The 14,989-nt window shown below is 40.4% G+C and carries 17 protein-coding genes; 12 read left to right on the top strand and 5 right to left on the bottom strand.

Going from position 1 to position 14,989, the window contains the following annotated elements; all coding sequences use genetic code 11:
* Positions 1-21: 21 nt before the first annotated feature.
* The 5 genes from QF117_RS14250 to QF117_RS14230 all read left to right on the top strand — a co-directional run bounded on the left by QF117_RS14250 (position 22) and on the right by QF117_RS14230 (position 3,713).
* A complete protein-coding gene (locus QF117_RS14250; RefSeq protein WP_282386332.1) occupies positions 22-858 on the top strand; it encodes a TIGR02391 family protein in 837 nt (278 codons plus the stop codon).
* Between the two features lie 23 nt (positions 859-881).
* Positions 882-1,901: a hypothetical protein gene (locus QF117_RS14245; protein WP_282386331.1), complete on the top strand. Its 1,020-nt coding sequence runs from the start codon at positions 882-884 to the stop codon at positions 1,899-1,901.
* A gap of 49 nt (positions 1,902-1,950) precedes the next feature.
* Positions 1,951-2,730, top strand: a complete 780-nt coding sequence (locus tag QF117_RS14240; RefSeq protein ID WP_282386330.1) for a nuclease-related domain-containing protein — start codon at positions 1,951-1,953, stop codon at positions 2,728-2,730.
* Positions 2,731-2,968: 238 nt separating this feature from the next.
* A complete protein-coding gene (locus QF117_RS14235; protein WP_282386329.1) occupies positions 2,969-3,361 on the top strand; it encodes a hypothetical protein in 393 nt (130 codons plus the stop codon).
* Positions 3,342-3,713, top strand: coding sequence for a helix-turn-helix domain-containing protein (locus QF117_RS14230; RefSeq protein WP_348984833.1), 372 nt, complete (start codon positions 3,342-3,344; stop codon positions 3,711-3,713). Before QF117_RS14235 ends, QF117_RS14230 begins: the two co-directional genes overlap by 20 nt.
* On the opposite strand, the gene QF117_RS14225 is transcribed toward QF117_RS14230, so the two are convergent.
* Together QF117_RS14225 and QF117_RS14220 are read right to left on the bottom strand one after the other, a co-directional pair.
* Entirely contained in the window at positions 3,660-4,130 is a 471-nt protein-coding gene (locus QF117_RS14225; protein WP_282386328.1) for a hypothetical protein, read from the bottom strand. The two genes, QF117_RS14230 and QF117_RS14225, sit on opposite strands and share 54 nt — an antisense overlap.
* A 255-nt stretch (positions 4,131-4,385) precedes the next feature.
* Positions 4,386-4,970 carry a hypothetical protein gene (locus QF117_RS14220; protein WP_282386327.1) on the bottom strand — a complete coding sequence of 195 codons (585 nt, stop codon included), beginning with the start codon at positions 4,968-4,970 and terminating at the stop codon, positions 4,386-4,388.
* 238 nt (positions 4,971-5,208) lie between these two features.
* On the opposite strand from QF117_RS14220, the gene QF117_RS14215 reads away from it, so the two are divergent.
* Together QF117_RS14215 and QF117_RS14210 are read left to right on the top strand one after the other, a co-directional pair.
* On the top strand, positions 5,209-5,907 hold the full coding sequence (locus QF117_RS14215) for a DUF6035 family protein (RefSeq protein WP_282386326.1): 699 nt from the start codon (positions 5,209-5,211) through the stop codon (positions 5,905-5,907).
* 23 nt (positions 5,908-5,930) lie between these two features.
* Entirely contained in the window at positions 5,931-6,452 is a 522-nt protein-coding gene (locus QF117_RS14210) for a hypothetical protein (protein WP_282386325.1), read from the top strand.
* Between the two features lie 61 nt (positions 6,453-6,513).
* Here QF117_RS14210 and QF117_RS14205 read toward each other — a convergent pair whose 3' ends face one another.
* A complete protein-coding gene (locus tag QF117_RS14205; protein ID WP_282386324.1) occupies positions 6,514-7,005 on the bottom strand; it encodes a hypothetical protein in 492 nt (163 codons plus the stop codon).
* The gene (locus tag QF117_RS14200) at positions 6,998-7,897 is read right to left on the bottom strand and encodes a hypothetical protein (protein WP_282386322.1); all 900 of its coding nucleotides are present in this window, start codon (positions 7,895-7,897) and stop codon (positions 6,998-7,000) included. The genes QF117_RS14205 and QF117_RS14200 overlap by 8 nt, the downstream gene beginning before the upstream one ends.
* Before the next feature lie 545 nt (positions 7,898-8,442).
* Between QF117_RS14200 and QF117_RS14195 the strand changes: the two genes are divergently transcribed.
* Positions 8,443-10,572 (top strand): M60 family metallopeptidase, encoded by a 2,130-nt coding sequence (locus QF117_RS14195; RefSeq protein WP_282386320.1) that lies wholly within the window; start codon positions 8,443-8,445, stop codon positions 10,570-10,572.
* 192 nt (positions 10,573-10,764) lie between these two features.
* Here QF117_RS14195 and trxC read toward each other — a convergent pair whose 3' ends face one another.
* The gene (gene trxC / locus QF117_RS14190) at positions 10,765-11,199 is read right to left on the bottom strand and encodes a thioredoxin TrxC (RefSeq protein WP_282386318.1); all 435 of its coding nucleotides are present in this window, start codon (positions 11,197-11,199) and stop codon (positions 10,765-10,767) included.
* A 219-nt stretch (positions 11,200-11,418) separates the two neighbouring features.
* Between trxC and QF117_RS14185 the strand changes: the two genes are divergently transcribed.
* From QF117_RS14185 to phnE, 4 genes are all read left to right on the top strand, one after another.
* Positions 11,419-11,748: a zinc ribbon domain-containing protein YjdM gene (locus QF117_RS14185; RefSeq protein WP_017037417.1), complete on the top strand. Its 330-nt coding sequence runs from the start codon at positions 11,419-11,421 to the stop codon at positions 11,746-11,748.
* 364 nt (positions 11,749-12,112) lie between these two features.
* Complete coding sequence (gene phnC, locus QF117_RS14180; protein ID WP_282386315.1) at positions 12,113-12,946, top strand: phosphonate ABC transporter ATP-binding protein; 834 nt, start codon at positions 12,113-12,115, stop codon at positions 12,944-12,946.
* A gap of 19 nt (positions 12,947-12,965) precedes the next feature.
* A complete protein-coding gene (phnD, locus tag QF117_RS14175; RefSeq protein WP_282386314.1) occupies positions 12,966-13,961 on the top strand; it encodes a phosphonate ABC transporter substrate-binding protein in 996 nt (331 codons plus the stop codon).
* A gap of 221 nt (positions 13,962-14,182) precedes the next feature.
* Positions 14,183-14,971, top strand: a complete 789-nt coding sequence (gene phnE / locus QF117_RS14170) for a phosphonate ABC transporter, permease protein PhnE (protein WP_282386313.1) — start codon at positions 14,183-14,185, stop codon at positions 14,969-14,971.
* Positions 14,972-14,989 lie beyond the last annotated feature (18 nt).

Here is a 14,989-nt window from a genome sequence, read left to right as displayed (position 1 = left end):
ATGAACTAATTGGTGGAGGTGATGATGGGTAGGTTTGCTGGAATAGAGTACAGAGGAATGGCAGGGATTTCGTGTCACTGCATAGATGCGGTAGTTGAGATTCTGCATTTTGGAAGAACTATAAATGAGGTGAAGATACTGACTGTTGAGGGTGAGCATAGTAACTCTCATGCCCTATTACTCAATGTTGACACTGACATAGTTATAGCTATAAAAACTGGGTTTGCATCAGGTTACCCGGGTGAAGGCCCTAATGCATTTTCCAGTGTTTTATCTCTATTGCAACTTCACACCGAGGAGATAAACGAATATTCAGTGTCTTCTAAACTTGTCGATCGACTCGACGATTCATGCCTACTAGAAAAAGACCTTGATTGGATAAATAATGAAAGGCCGATAAGACCAAACCGTTGGTACGATTATATTGACAACAGGCAACCTTTATCTCATCTAATATTTAGGTACTTCCCACGAGAGTTACCATTAGCACTCATAGACCAGAGGTTATATGACTTGGTTTTAGAGTTTAAAACAAACCCCGACAATGCCCTAATGTCTGGATATAGATTGTTGGAACGGATTATTCGCGAGAAATCAGGTCTAAAAAAAGAGACAGGGTCAAAGTTATTTTCAAAAGCATTTCTAGGAGATGAATCACCATTTTTCTGGGCTGATTTGGACGGCGGGGAATCAAAAGGCAGAGCGTCACTCTTTTCTAGTACATTTATGGCATTTCGTAACCACAGAGCTCACAAAGAGCCGGAGCATAATATTCTTGATGATATCCGAGAGTTTTTGCTACTCAACCAACTTTTTGTTCTCGAACGTTCTGCAAAAATTAGGGAAACTACTCAATAATTTGACCCAAATGGAATTATAAAATGTTATATAAGATCGAAGAACAAGATGATGTATTTGAAAAGCTTGAACCAGTAGAATTTAAAGATTTCTCTAGTTTTGGGAAGTTAGAGAAGGATTTAGAAAACCTAATTGCAAGCAGCATTTTAGATGTGTTGTTTGAAGACTTTAGGTTGATGCCTATATTTCAAGAAAGATCTTGGCAACCCGAAGCTGATATATATGCGTTAAATGAAAGTGGTGAATTAGTAATCTTTGAATTGAAACGAGCTTCAGCAGGTAAAGGTGCTGTTCAACAAGTCCTACGATATGCTGAAGATGCGGGGCAGTGGAGCTATCAACAGCTAGAAAAAAAATTCAAGGAATATAGTAAGAGTGAAGTACCACTAGTTGATGCTCATAAAGACGCATTTAGTTTAGAGCATGCTCTAGAGCCTAGAGAAATTAACAACAAACAAAAATTATTAGTTATCGGAAGTGCTGCGGATGCGTCACTAGTAACCTCTGTCGATTATTGGAAGAGAAATGGCGTATCAATTGATTTCTTACCGTATCGAGTTTATGAGTTAGGAGGTTCCAAATATTTCGAATTTTTTGCGTTCCCTTACGATCAACATAAAAACCCAGGTGAAGTGAAGGGAGTATTATTTGATACAAACCGCAGTTGGGATGAGAATTCTATTTGGTCGATGATGGATAACTGCCGCCTCGAGGCATATGGCGATGCCAAACGTTTTGTTCATCATGTTCATATAGGAGACATCGTGTTCTTTTCACATACACAGTGTGGTTTGATTGCTGCTGCTAAAGTGAAAAGTGACGTAAAGGCACCTGATGTAGATACGTTATACAGAGATGTTGAATTTTTAACCCCAGTACCTAGCAGAAGAGATGACAAACTGCCAGCAATGCCTTTTTCAGAAGTCAGTTTGAAAACTGGGAAAAGCTTCTTTTGGGCTCGCACAATAAAAGTGCCATATCTAGATAGAGAAGAAGCTATTTATTTAGTTAAAGAACTTAATCGATATTTGGGGCGGAAATAATAATTACACTTGTAACGGACGTATAGCAACAAACAAGGAAGTTTTCATCATGGAAACATTTTTATCAATTGTATTACTTGGTTTACTAGCCCTTTGTATTTTGGGTTGGGCTATTAAGCTACTAGAATTTGCTTTGGGCCTGGTCTTTCTAGGTATTATTGTTATGTCTATCTGGGCAATTGTTGCTCTTATTGAAACAGGGTTTTGGCCCGTTGCTTTGATATTGTTTGCCGCTTTGATTATCGGTGGTGTCTATACATCGACGAATAAATTTAAAGGCAAGCAAGGTGAAGCCAAGGTAAATAAAAAGCTAAGTAAATTATGTAAGAATACGGATAGCCAATTTTTGTCCAATGTTACTATTCATTACAAAAACAGAACAGCGCAGATAGATCATATTCTAATCACAAAAGCAGGTGTATTTGTCATAGAGACAAAAAACTTTGGCGGAACGATTTCAGCTAAGCTCGATGAAATGCAGTGGGTTCAACATCTAGGGGAAACAACCAACCGTTTCTATAGTCCTACATGGCAAAATGAAACACATATTGCAGCTTTGGACAGATTACTCAATCTTGATAATGCGCTATTTGTTAACACCGTCGTCTTCACTCGTACAAAAGAGCCACTGAGTTGGGATACCGGTGATCCGCTTCTAATAGTTACTCGTCTACAAGAGCTTGAAAAAAAACTAGCGGCATATGAAGGCGAATGGTTTAGCTCAGTTGAAATAAATAAAATCAAAGAAATCATCGAATCAGAGAGATTACCTGTAGGAAGAGAAACTGATAAGTACCACCTTCAAAATATCAATAGAGATAAAGTGTAATGTATATTTTATCTCTGTTGATAATATAAGCATTTATAAAGATTAGAGTGGAGATGCATAACTAACTAATTATCATAGAAAATGATGGTTTTATCTATGGATTAAGCTGATACTAACTACAGCTATCTAACATTTCCGCCAACCCCCATCTTAGAAAATTTGAAAGGTATTGTTTTGCCTCAAAAATCGTTAACGGTATCAGATGGTTGAGTATTTGCAATCATACAAGTAGTGGTTGTTGAGGCATCATTACAAGGGAAACAATGTATTTCCTCTAACTAAGCGAGATAAGAGGCCCATCCACAATACTAAGGCGAGTGAGTTAGTTCGTGAAGTAAGCAAAGGGAAGTGGGCCGCGCATGATCTTCGTAAACTGGCTCGGACTGTATGGGCAGATTTGGGGATTGATTACTTGGTTTCGGAGTCTCTACTTAATCACGCTAAAGATAAGCTCGATGTCGTTTATATCCATTCAACAGTGGAGCTTCAGAAGAAAGAAGCGCTGATTTCCTACCATAATTGGCTAAAAAACTGCTGGCACACCTGCCGAGCGCCTGCCGCCATCACTTCTGTTTTCCATCAAAAAGATCTTTCAAATCAGATCCTAAAGCATGATCTCAATGAATATTAGAGAGGAGTATAATGAGATGGCGTTTTTATACCCAAACGAGCCAATAAATGAGTCTCTTATAACCGCAGCGCGAATTGTTCCTCATCAGGTAGCGAGAGTTAAATTGAGTAAAACTCAGCTGAGAATTTTGAATGCGATCAAGAATGGTGAAAAGACAACTGCAATCCAAATTGCTTATAGGTGTGATTTGTCGTCTAGCTTTGCGAGTACTTTACTAAAAGAGTTAGTCAAGCGCTGCCACTTGACGAGAAGAAGCAGCGTAAGGAAGTTTGGCGGTGTCGAGTTTGAGTACTATAGGTTAGATGGAAGTTCGAGTACAGAAGCTGAGATTAAAGAGGTTAGCATAGATTAACTGATTGTTATCTGATTCAAGCCAAGCATTGCTAATAGAGCCTGTTCCGTTGAAGAGCCTAATTGTCATAACAGACTTTTTGTCCGCCAAGTAAAGTGGATCCTTACTGTATGCTTCTTTATGTGCAGTTGTTCTAATAGTAATGGATTTTTTTTGTAGATTTTTTTGTGCGTTAGTATCGGGGCCTGCATGATCTAATTCAGCAGACCAAGATTTCTTGAACCCTCCAATCCATATTGATTTGAAATTAACGTTATTTTTGTCATAATCAACGACTATTTCTATGGACTTCATCCCATTTTCACCCTTAAAGCATCCGTATTCAACAATTCCACTTGCAGCCACTGAAGGCAATGGGACAAGTGCCATCAAACTAAGTAGTAGAGGGTGTCCCTTCACTTTGATACATCCTTTCATATAAACATCCTTTAAAAAGTCTAAAGATTATAAAATCAATAAGTTGTGAAGATTTCGATAGGGCAGGATATGTTCCCAAAGGACGTATTTCAACGTTCTAGTTCTAGAGATGTGACTTTATGCGAGTTGTTTCTTATCTTCATCAGTGTGTTACTGAAAGGGCTTGTCACGAAAGGCTATCTCAAACGTTCTTGTTATAGCCGCTCGTAGGGGGGGGGAGTTTCGTTATTCAGTACTTAGGCAGAGTGAGTAACGCTACCATGCTTTATCTGACATCTTCGCTAGATACATTTTTAGCACGGTGCCTCGAGGTATATCGTTAGCTAGGTTTACTGAGAGACTGGTGCTAGTCAAGTTAATATGTTCAGTTGGGATATTAATGTGAACGAAGTAATCGTAGGGATTAGCGAGCGTAGTAGAAAAGTTAATATCGAATGACCCTATACCATTGTCGGTTATAGAAGAGACGCCTCTAGTCTGCTTCTCGAGTTTAATCCAATGGTCAACGTTAGCGACTAGGCATGTTTGCGGTATTAATGGTAATACTTTATCTTGTAATTTACTAATCTCTTGGTGCTTAATGTTGATAAGATGAACGATTCTATTTGCAATATCTTCATCATCAATTTGATCTTTTTCCTCTTTAATTGAGTCAATGAGCTGGCTCAGAATAGATGACACAGTGATAGCTAACCCAGTACCTGTTGGATCCATCAACCCTGCGATACTTGAGCCTATTTTTATCAAGCTATTGATGCGTGGAATGTGCTGCGTGTCGGTGCCTAGTATTTCTCTTAGTTCTTGTAGCTCATTTTGATATTCGACTTCTTTTGATTCCATTTATGTTCCTCCAGTAGTCTGGTAAAGAGTAACACTCTTAAAATCAGGTAAATAGGTTCTTTCTCGATCGCTTGAAGAGCAAACGCGGCTCACCCTCGTGAAATAAAAATTTTTCGACCCCTATAGTCACAACCACCAAGTGAGCGTAGCGTCTAAAAATTATGCTATGTCATTTAAACGTTATGCGTAACGGTGTATAACATTTAAAGTTAGGATATGAAATTGGTGGGGTATTGATATGTCAGTTCGAAATATGACTTCTGTGTTTATTCCAGATGAAGACAAAGTACTTGATGCAAACGAGTTCTTGGATACATGTAGGGATAAGAAGTACTTCGAATTTCGTCGAGAGCTTGAGGAGAATAGAAAAACGAATCCCGTCGCTTTGTGCAATGTCTGTTTTCAGCCTGTCGTACTAAGAGCAACATCTGATCGAACAACATTTTTTGCCCACCCGAAGAATTCTGAAGACTGCCCAATAAAAACAACATCGATTTTCACACAGGAAGAAATACGAGCCATGCAATTTAATGGCCAAAAGGAAGGTCGGGCTCATAAGGAGAATAAACAGCTATTAGCTGACTATCTGATTGCTGATAGGCTATTTGATGACGAAGTTAGCATAGAGCCGACATTTCGCGAGAAGAATAGTGTTGGTGTAGCTAAAAAGTGGCGACGTCCCGATATTAGTTCAGTGTTTAAAGAGGGCAGAAAAGATGTAGTCTTTGAGCTTCAAGTAAACACGACTTTTCTAGATGTGATCATTCAGCGTGAAAACTTTTACCGAGATAACGATACCTACATCGTTTGGGTATTCTTGCCATTTGACCCTAAACAGTTCACTACGCTAGATATAGGTTATGCAACAAAGCCAATATATTTGTTCTTGATGATGAAGCTAAACAAAAATCTGAAAAAGAAGAGCAACTATATCTAACTTGCCACTATCAAGTGCCATACATGCAAGATGACCTAGGTGTTGGGTATGAGTGGAACTCGTGTTTAGTTGAGTTTTCTGAACTCACTTTTGATATTGAGAGTAAAAAGATATACGCCGTAGATACAACTGAGATAGACGAGCAAGTACACCAAGCAATTGAAGTAGAGCTGGCTCGGATTGAGCAAGAACAAATAGAAATGGAAGCGGAAACAGACCGGCTCAAGAAAAAAGAGGAAGACGAGCAAAAAGATGAGGCGGCTAGAATCGCAAGGATAGTAGAATTAGCGCAAGAGAACATGAGAACGTCACCGGCGTTTGACCCTTTTCGCATACCGTCAACGTCATCAAGGTCGTCTTCTAGCAGAGGAAGAAATTCATATGCCAATCGCAGAGAACAGTCTACATTTTCCCATGCAACACCAGAATCAAAGAAGTCGTTTGGTAGTACTGTTTTGTGCCCCAAGTGCAGTGTAAGAGCGAAGCCAAAGAAAGTAGGGAACTCTCCAACTTGTAGTAATTGCATGTCTTATTTGGGTGATTAATAACGGTGTAACTATTTGATTAAAAGCAATAAGAATGTAGTGTGAGCTTGGGTTTGCTCTATTAGGATACGTTCTCTGAGTCGTCCTGGTTGAGTAAAGTTGAAAAATGAGAGAAAAGCGTAAAAATCACATTAAACACTTCAACAATTAGAGCAATAGATAACATAATAATTGTTAATTCAACCGCTGTGTAGAATGTATCCCTAGTTGGAAGAAGTTCATGAATAGGGTAATTGAGTAACGGAATACCGGTTACCCTTAGGTATGGAAGCAATAATGATAAGACTAAACACATAAGAAGAAGAAGTATGTCCTTCTTCAGGCTTGCAAGAAAACCAGTGAATGCACTTAGATTTACCTTAGAGTTAGGTGATGAAGCAGTAGTGAGAAGGACACTGAAGATTATAGATATACCAGCTGTAATCCCACCTAAAATCGCACCAAGGATACCTGGAGTAGCAGATTCTATAAGTGTGTACGCATCTTTGTTATCAGTTGAGAACCCCAAACAGACTCCAAATATTACGGCTAGTATAAATATAGTTTTAATCATTAGTTTGATCTTCAATTACATCTTCGTATTGGAATTTTGGTCTATATAGATCAAGAATTTCTTTAACATCGCTAGGTCCATAACCAGAGAGTGTCACTTCAGTAACGCCTTTTCCTTCCATAACAACTATTTTGGCTGTCTTTTCACTTTTCACGCTAGTTAACTGCTTTTTGTGACCCATTAAACGGCCTTTCATTAACCAATGCCCACCACCTTTTCTGCACCAATTGACCATATTGTTGAGCCAGCCTTCACTTTTAAGGTTTAACTGTTTGTCTTTGTTCTCAAAAGTCGTTGTAACCTTGTTAGCATTTGTATTTGCCGCTGTATCTTTAAGCGCTTTTTTCATTTCTTTTTCAGTTTCACCGAATAAATTAGGTGGCATCAATTCAAATGAAACTGACTCAACTAGCTCGAATCGGTCATACTCTTCCCAAAAACTATGGTCACTTTGATTAAGTACTGGTTCAATTTCGGCTCGGAGCCCAATCTCTGCTAATTCCATATTATTAGCTAGTTTTTTAAATGCCTTACAAGCAGCTGTGGGTGTTGAAAAGACGCTAGTTTTTTTCTCTACTAATATTACTTGCTGTTGCCTATCCCAAAACCAAACCATAGGCGGAAAATCATCAACACTATATTCATTAAATTCTTTGTCGTGCCCATGTAATGCTTTAGCCCTGGAAACTATACCAGCCATTACACCTTCTTCTCGGCCCTGCACTTGTATCATTATAGAGAAAATTGTCTCACCATGTTCATTTTGCGGTGGGTTCTCAACTGAATGTAGAAGAGCATCTTCAAATGAAAAGATATCTTTAGACATATTTTCATCAATAAACAGTTGAGGGTCTCCAGCAACGAGTGAAACCCTTAGAGCATAAAAATTCATAGTTGTAATTCTTATTTTGACGTTGTAAATCAGAATTTTAACTATAAAGAGTCTTGTTGCATACACTTAACAGTAGCTTTGGTCGTGCGTGCCTACTGTTTTTTTATACAGTGTAGTTTCAAATTATTAATCTAGCAAGTTATTCGGTAGGTTGAACTGATGAGATGATGCGAAAAGTATGTGTCTAAATTGCGTCTTAAGTTGTTGGTATGGTGCCATTTGTATAACTAAATCAATGCATTAGATTGATGATTGCGTAGTCGAAAAAGAAGAAGGTAGGTTGTTGCTCTTGTTGCATGTTGGTTTTACCAGATGGGTCATTAGCTTATGACTATTAGACCACTGCGAGGAAAGCTTAGCAATCTGGATATCTCTTACTGAGGCTAATAGAAATAAAAAGTGGTTGTTTATAACTGAATCGACAAAAGAAATTTTACGATAATCTATGCTTTGCAGTAGCGGCGACGTAACACAGCGTTTCATACACATGACATATTTTTCACTCTATGCTTTCTCCATTTAAAGTAAACAAAGGGAAAAACAGAGTGACTAAAACGAACAAAATTTTACCAATTTGCATATTGATATCCAGTACATGTTCGTCATTGGCTTTAGCTGCTGAAAAATGGGAAAGGAAAAGCTATTCCGGCGGTGTAGAAGTATGCCATGAACAAATGCTCTATAAATCAAAGTGGTGGGCAGGCTCAAACAGCGAGCCCAATCCTAATGGCCCAACATCATCAAGCCAGTCTGGATGGGGGAATGATCCTTGGTTACCGATTCCTGACTCCTCGGAGTGTACCTCAGGACAGGCTAATCGCGCGCCAAGAATTGAATTAGGGCCTGATATAACAGTTCTTTCACCAAGTCAGGCCGTTGCTCTCGACGGTTCGGATTCTTTTGATGAAGACGGCGACCGCTTAACCTACCGATGGCGACAAGTTTCAGGGCCAAGTGTTGACATTAGTAATAGCCAAAAAGAGATAGCCAGCTTTCAGTTACCACGGTTAACTGAAGATGCACAATATACGTTTCAGCTAACGGTTAATGATGGGAAAGCTCAAGCGTTCGACAATATCTCGATTACGGGCCTAGCAGCAAAGAATCAACGCCCAAATGCGATCGCAGGAAAAGACATTCAAATCGACGCTCTGCCAGCAGAAGTTCGACTCGATGGTTCATTATCGAGCGATGTTGACAGTGATAAGCTTGAATATCATTGGGAACAAATTTCTGGGCCACAAGCTGAAATCACTGATCCACAATCAAAATATACCAATGTCCATTTTCCATCAGGCACTCATGATGATAGTGACTATATGTTTAAGTTAACGGTGAGCGATGGAGAACTTGTTGACACTGATAATATTGTTGTCTCCATCGCTTCTGGCGCTGAGCTCATGCCGCGCAGTTTTTCGGTAGAACAACCCGGTAAATCAAGCTATCTACAATCTGACCAACGACGTCGTCATGCACCGACACCATTACAATCAACGGGGTTTTGGGTCAACAAGGGTGAAACTCTGGATGTGAATCTTAGCATTGATGGCGCTGCGTTATCTGAGCTTCCGCAATTGTTCATCTCTCTTCCGGATGATAGAACATATAAATTCAAACATGCAGAAAAACACCGCTTAGCAAAAGGATCCAATGAAATAGAAATTAATAAAAGTGGAATACTCTATATATATAATGACGCTAAAATAAACAACAGCAATGTCAACGTTGATTTAATCTCTGGGGGCCAACCTTTTCCGCGATTTAAGTTGAATGAAAATAATCTAAATGACTGGAAAGAAATGTTGAATGACTACAGTGATATTCCCTATGTTGAGTTAGTTGGAGATAACATAATTATAACGGCAAAAAAATACCCGGCACTAGAATATATAGAGGATAGTGGCCCTGAACGGCTAATATCTGGTTGGGATGATGCTATACAATGGGCGCAAGAACAATACGGCATTACATCCGATGATCAAAACAGCCCACATAGAAAAATAGCCCACAAATTTCATTTTGTTGATGGCTTAGAACCTGAAGGCACTATTAACAATGATAAATGTTCAGGAGCGATGAATGCGTCGGCATGGAGGCTAATGGCCTGCTCAGATAAGGGTTTGAAAAACATTTTCGTTGTAGAGGACAGCAAAGTGGGAGACTGGGGGCCATGGCATGAGCTTGGACATCATATGCAAATTCAACCATTTACTTGGTCAGGAATGAATGAAGTAACGGTTAACTTAACTTCCTTATATATAAATCGTAAGTTCAATATTGAGCCAAGACTAGAAACAAAAGGCACTTGGGATGATGTGATATTTCCTTATTTAAACAAACCCGTTAAAGATTTCGATTCATTAAATGTCTGGGGAAAATTGGGTATGTTTTGGCAGTTAGACCTAGCGTTTGGAGAAGAGTTCTACCAACAGTTAGGATTTAATTACCGTGAAAATAGTATGTACTCTTCTTCTATTTCTAATGACAAGAAAATTCAAAGATTTGTTATTGAGTCAAGTAAAGCAAGTGGGTTCAATCTGGTCGAGTTCTTTGAGGAGTGGGGTATAAGTGTCACTACGAGTAGCAAACAGGAAATTAACTCGATGAAGCTTTCTACTTTAAATGTTCCTATATGGGAAAATAGAGATAATGATATTAAGTACAAATTGAAATAGTAATTAGGTGTCTGATTGTCCGACTTAGTAACATAGCGTTATTAGAACGTAGATAATAATCGTCACTAAAAACTAAGCGAGTCTCTGATTTTAGACTCGCTTTATCTACTTCTATTTGGCCTGATTGAGAAATTCATCCTCAATCTACGATGTGTAGAGCTTCTATGTGTAAAGCTTCTATGTACAGAGCTTCTATTTGGAAACAGCTTGGCTAAGCCACTGATCGAACTGACTCTTAGGCAAGGCGCCATTGATCATATCGACCTGCTTACCGCCTTTGAACACCATGATAGTTGGTATACTACGAATTCGGTATTTTGCTGCGAGCTCTTGCTGATCTTCAGTATTGATTTTAATGTGGCGTACTTGCCCCTTTTTGTCTGCTGCTGATTGCTCGAACACGGGTGAAAAGCCAACACATGGGTTGCACCAGGGTGCCCAAAAATCAATCACTACGGGTTGGTCGCTTTGAAGTAACGCGTCTATGTTTGATGACGTTCCTTCAATAGGTGCACCATCTAATAAGAGCGCCTGACATTTACCACATTTAGGACTTTCTGAAATACGGTCAGTCGGGATTTTATTGAGCCCAGAACATGATGGGCAACGAGTAGTAATGCTAGACATAGGATTCTCTATTCTTTTTATTGTGGCGTCGTATTAACGTAATTCTCAGTAAGATACGCAAATGCGAGGAAATAATAAATAGCTCAACCGTTGATTATACCTATTGGTTTAATAGGAACTGGCTATTGCTGTGGTAAGTTACACGTTTAGATTGCTCTCGATCAAGCAGCAAAGAACGATTATCATTGACAGAAATTTATTAACAGAAGTTATCATCTTATGTCATTTCCTGCTTGCCCTAATTGCCAATCTGAATTCGTTTACCAAGACCGAGCGAATCTAATTTGTCCGGAATGCGCTTACGAATGGAATCCCAACGAAACGGAAGACGTTTTTACCGTCTGCGATTTGAATGGCAAACCGTTAGAGCAAGGCGACAAGGTCACTCTGGTTAAAGATTTAAAAGTGAAAGGCAGTTCTTTGAACCTTAAGATCGGAACGAAAGCGATAATCAAGCGAATCATCGAAGGCAAGGATCATCAACTCGATTGCAAAGTGGACGGTGTGGGAGAGATGTTGGTGACCGCGAAATACGTCAAAAAAGCGTGAGCTGACTGAACGTTAATTGAAAAGCATAAATTGAAAAGCTTGAATAGATAAAGCGCAGCTCTTCAAGCCATAAATATACAAGCCACAATACAATATTCTTCATTTGTCAGGGCGACACCAAACGGTGGCGCCCTTTTTTTCGCATTATCATCGCCATTTATATGAACCTTTCATGACGAGGTTATCTAGATAAGTGAACAGGCTTGTCTAGATAATCGCTTCTAACACAGTCGCCATAGGCATTGCCCTGTTTATACCTCTTTCCACTGCGATAACGCTGTCAACGTCTTGAAATATTTTGTTTATAAAAACGACACATACAAACGACACGATAGGGACACTAAACACATAGGTGCCCTGAATTATGGACAGCATTATCGAAGTTACAGGTTTAACGAAAACCTTTGGAAACAACAAAGCACTCGATGCGGTAAATTTTAGTATTAACTATCGAGAAATGACCGCGCTCCTTGGTCCGTCAGGATCAGGAAAATCAACCTTACTTCGGCATTTAAGTGGGCTTGTCTACAGCGACAAAAACGATGTTTGTGAAGTTCGAGTGCTTGGCGAAACCGTCCAAGCCAAAGGTCGTGCCACTTCTCAAGTCCGACAATGCCGAGCTCAAGCGGGCTACATTTTTCAGCAATTCAATCTGGTCAATCGATTGTCCGTGATGACAAATGTTTTGATTGGCGCAATGAGCAGTACGCCGCTATGGCGAACCCTCACTGGCAACTTTACTGAGTTACAAAAACAAGAGGCGATGGCCGCATTAGAGCGTGTGGGGATGAAAGATTATGCGTCTCAGCGTGTATCAACTCTGTCTGGCGGTCAACAGCAACGTGTCGCCATTGCCAGAGCATTGATGCAAAAAGCAAAGATTATTTTTGCTGATGAACCTATCGCCTCTCTTGATCCCGAGTCATCACGGATTGTGATGGAACTGCTTAGCGACATCAATCAAAAAGAGGGCATTCCTGTTGTTGTAACTCTACATCAGGTGGAACATGCCCTCAAATACTGCAAGCACGTTATCGCCCTGCGGGAAGGAAGGATTTTCTACCAAGGAGAAAGCGCCAATATTGATAAACAAGCATTGGACGCACTCTACTGTTACAAACCAGAAGTCACTGTCGAGGTAGGAGACCAAACATCACCTATTTCGATCAATAACCCGTCAACCCCTCTTATTAGTTAACACACAAAGGACATTGAAGATGTTACGAGTACTAAAAACGATTGCCTGTGGCGTTGGTCTGCTTGCCGCAACGATGACTGCATCGGTTTCAGCTGAAGAGAAAATGGAATCATTGAATTTTGGCATTATTTCAACGGAATCACAGCAGAACTTAAAAACCGTATGGGACCCGTTCTTAAAGGACATGAGTAAGAAACTAGGTATGGAAGTCAAAGCCTATTTTGCGCCGGATTACGCGGGCATTATTCAAGGCATGCGTTTTGATAAAGTTGATGTGGCGTGGTTTGGGAACAAGTCTGCGATGGAGGCGGTAGACCGTGCAGGAGGTGAAATTTTTGCTCAAACGGTCGATTCTGAAGGTAACCCTGGTTACTGGAGTTTATTGGTCACTCACAAAGACAGCCCAATCAACAGCGTTGAAGATATGATCGAAAAGCGCTCTGAGCTCGCTTTTGGTAACGGCGATCCAAACTCAACATCAGGTTTTTTGGTTCCGTCTTACTATGTTTTCTCGAAGAACAATATTCAACCATCTGATTTTAAACGTACCTTGAATTCAAGCCATGAAGTGAATTTATTCGCGGTGGCTAACCAACAAGTGGACGTTGCCACCAACAATACAGAAAACATGCGTCGTTTTGAGCGTACTAATCCAGAGAAGTTTAAAAACATCAAGGTTATTTGGACCTCTCCACTGATTCCGTCTGACCCGATTGTATGGCGTAAAAACCTTCCAGAAACCGTTAAGAACGATGTATACCGCTTCTTCATGGATTACGGCACTACAGGTGATGAGCGTGAAGTGGCGATCCTAAAAGACCTAGATTGGGCTCCGTTCAAACCATCAAGTGACTTACAAATTTTGCCAATTCGTCAACTTGCGCTTTATAAGCAGCTAAATGCGTTAAGCGCTCAAACACAGCTATCGGATAAACAAGTTGAAAAACTCTCTCAAACCAAACGCACACTGGCGGCGTTAAATCGCCAAATGAGTGCGCTTGAAGCGATGGAATAAGCGTTGAAATACGTTGAGCTGGAAGGCTTTTGCTTTCCGGCTCAGCTTTTACAACTAGTTCAGCTTATACAACTTGTTCACCGATTCAATGAATGAAGCGCAACGAACGAAATTTAACCAATGCGGCTAAAACAAAGTCGTAAACCAAATCAAGCCAGCTCTCTTGGGCTTCGTATTTTAACGAGCTGGATTACATACAACCGTCTGATGGATTCGGCATAATGAGCAGTAAAACTCTAGTACTCCCAATACACCCTTTCTCGCAATGGAAGCGCTTTGCTTCGATGTTGTTGATAGCACTCATACTCGCGTGGTCATGGCAGGGCGCTGAAATGAATCCAGCTCAGTTAATTGAGGACTCTGGAAACATGGTCGAGTTGGCCTCGGATTTTTTCCCTCCGGATTTCACACACTGGAAGCTCTACGTAGAAGAAACACTCATCACCATACAAATAGCACTATGGGGAACCATTCTCGCGGTCGTACTTTCGATTCCGTTCGGTTTGCTTTGTTCTGACAATATTGCGCCGTGGTGGATATACCAACCGATGCGACGATTGATGGATTCGGCGCGTGCGATCAACGAAATGGTCTTTGCCATGCTGTTTGTCGTGGCGGTGGGGCTTGGCCCGTTTGCTGGTGTTCTTGCGCTCTTTATTCACACCACTGGCGTGTTGGCAAAGCTGTTTTCCGAGGCAGTTGAAGCCATCGACCTAGGCCCGGTTGAAGGGGTGCGTGCAACAGGTGCAAACAAAGTGGAAGAAGTCCTTTATGGGGTGTTGCCTCAAGTCCTTCCGTTGTGGATTTCGTTCACGCTATATCGCCTTGAATCTAATGTTCGCTCCGCCACCGTGGTTGGAATGGTTGGTGCTGGTGGTATTGGAGTGCTGCTATGGGAAGCCATCCGAGGTTTCCAGTTTCAGCAGACGGCTTCAATCATGTTGATCGTCATTGTCACCGTGAGCCTGATTGACTTTGCGTCACAGTACATTCGTAAGCGGTTTATATAAAAATTTTGTCGTAACTTG

It is taken from the genome of Vibrio sp. YMD68, from assembly GCF_029958905.1.
GTDB lineage: Bacteria > Pseudomonadota > Gammaproteobacteria > Enterobacterales > Vibrionaceae > Vibrio.
This window is presented reverse-complemented; position numbering and strand designations above follow the sequence as displayed.

What these genes read in the sequence shown, in the direction of transcription:
- QF117_RS14220 (WP_282386327.1), bottom strand. Translation starts at nt 4,970, where the DNA reads ATGGAATCAAAAGAAGTCGAATATCAAAATGAGCTACAAGAACTAAGA.
- phnC (WP_282386315.1), top strand. Translation starts at nt 12,113, where the DNA reads ATGGACAGCATTATCGAAGTTACAGGTTTAACGAAAACCTTTGGAAAC.
- QF117_RS14210 (WP_282386325.1), top strand. Translation starts at nt 5,931, where the DNA reads ATGCAAGATGACCTAGGTGTTGGGTATGAGTGGAACTCGTGTTTAGTT.
- QF117_RS14215 (WP_282386326.1), top strand. Translation starts at nt 5,209, where the DNA reads ATGTCAGTTCGAAATATGACTTCTGTGTTTATTCCAGATGAAGACAAA.
- QF117_RS14230 (WP_348984833.1), top strand. Translation starts at nt 3,342, where the DNA reads ATGATCTCAATGAATATTAGAGAGGAGTATAATGAGATGGCGTTTTTA.
- QF117_RS14250 (WP_282386332.1), top strand. Translation starts at nt 22, where the DNA reads ATGATGGGTAGGTTTGCTGGAATAGAGTACAGAGGAATGGCAGGGATT.
- QF117_RS14245 (WP_282386331.1), top strand. Translation starts at nt 882, where the DNA reads ATGTTATATAAGATCGAAGAACAAGATGATGTATTTGAAAAGCTTGAA.
- phnD (WP_282386314.1), top strand. Translation starts at nt 12,966, where the DNA reads ATGTTACGAGTACTAAAAACGATTGCCTGTGGCGTTGGTCTGCTTGCC.
- QF117_RS14225 (WP_282386328.1), bottom strand. Translation starts at nt 4,130, where the DNA reads ATGAAAGGATGTATCAAAGTGAAGGGACACCCTCTACTACTTAGTTTG.
- QF117_RS14240 (WP_282386330.1), top strand. Translation starts at nt 1,951, where the DNA reads ATGGAAACATTTTTATCAATTGTATTACTTGGTTTACTAGCCCTTTGT.
- trxC (WP_282386318.1), bottom strand. Translation starts at nt 11,199, where the DNA reads ATGTCTAGCATTACTACTCGTTGCCCATCATGTTCTGGGCTCAATAAA.
- QF117_RS14205 (WP_282386324.1), bottom strand. Translation starts at nt 7,005, where the DNA reads ATGATTAAAACTATATTTATACTAGCCGTAATATTTGGAGTCTGTTTG.
- QF117_RS14200 (WP_282386322.1), bottom strand. Translation starts at nt 7,897, where the DNA reads ATGAATTTTTATGCTCTAAGGGTTTCACTCGTTGCTGGAGACCCTCAA.
- QF117_RS14185 (WP_017037417.1), top strand. Translation starts at nt 11,419, where the DNA reads ATGTCATTTCCTGCTTGCCCTAATTGCCAATCTGAATTCGTTTACCAA.
- phnE (WP_282386313.1), top strand. Translation starts at nt 14,183, where the DNA reads ATGAGCAGTAAAACTCTAGTACTCCCAATACACCCTTTCTCGCAATGG.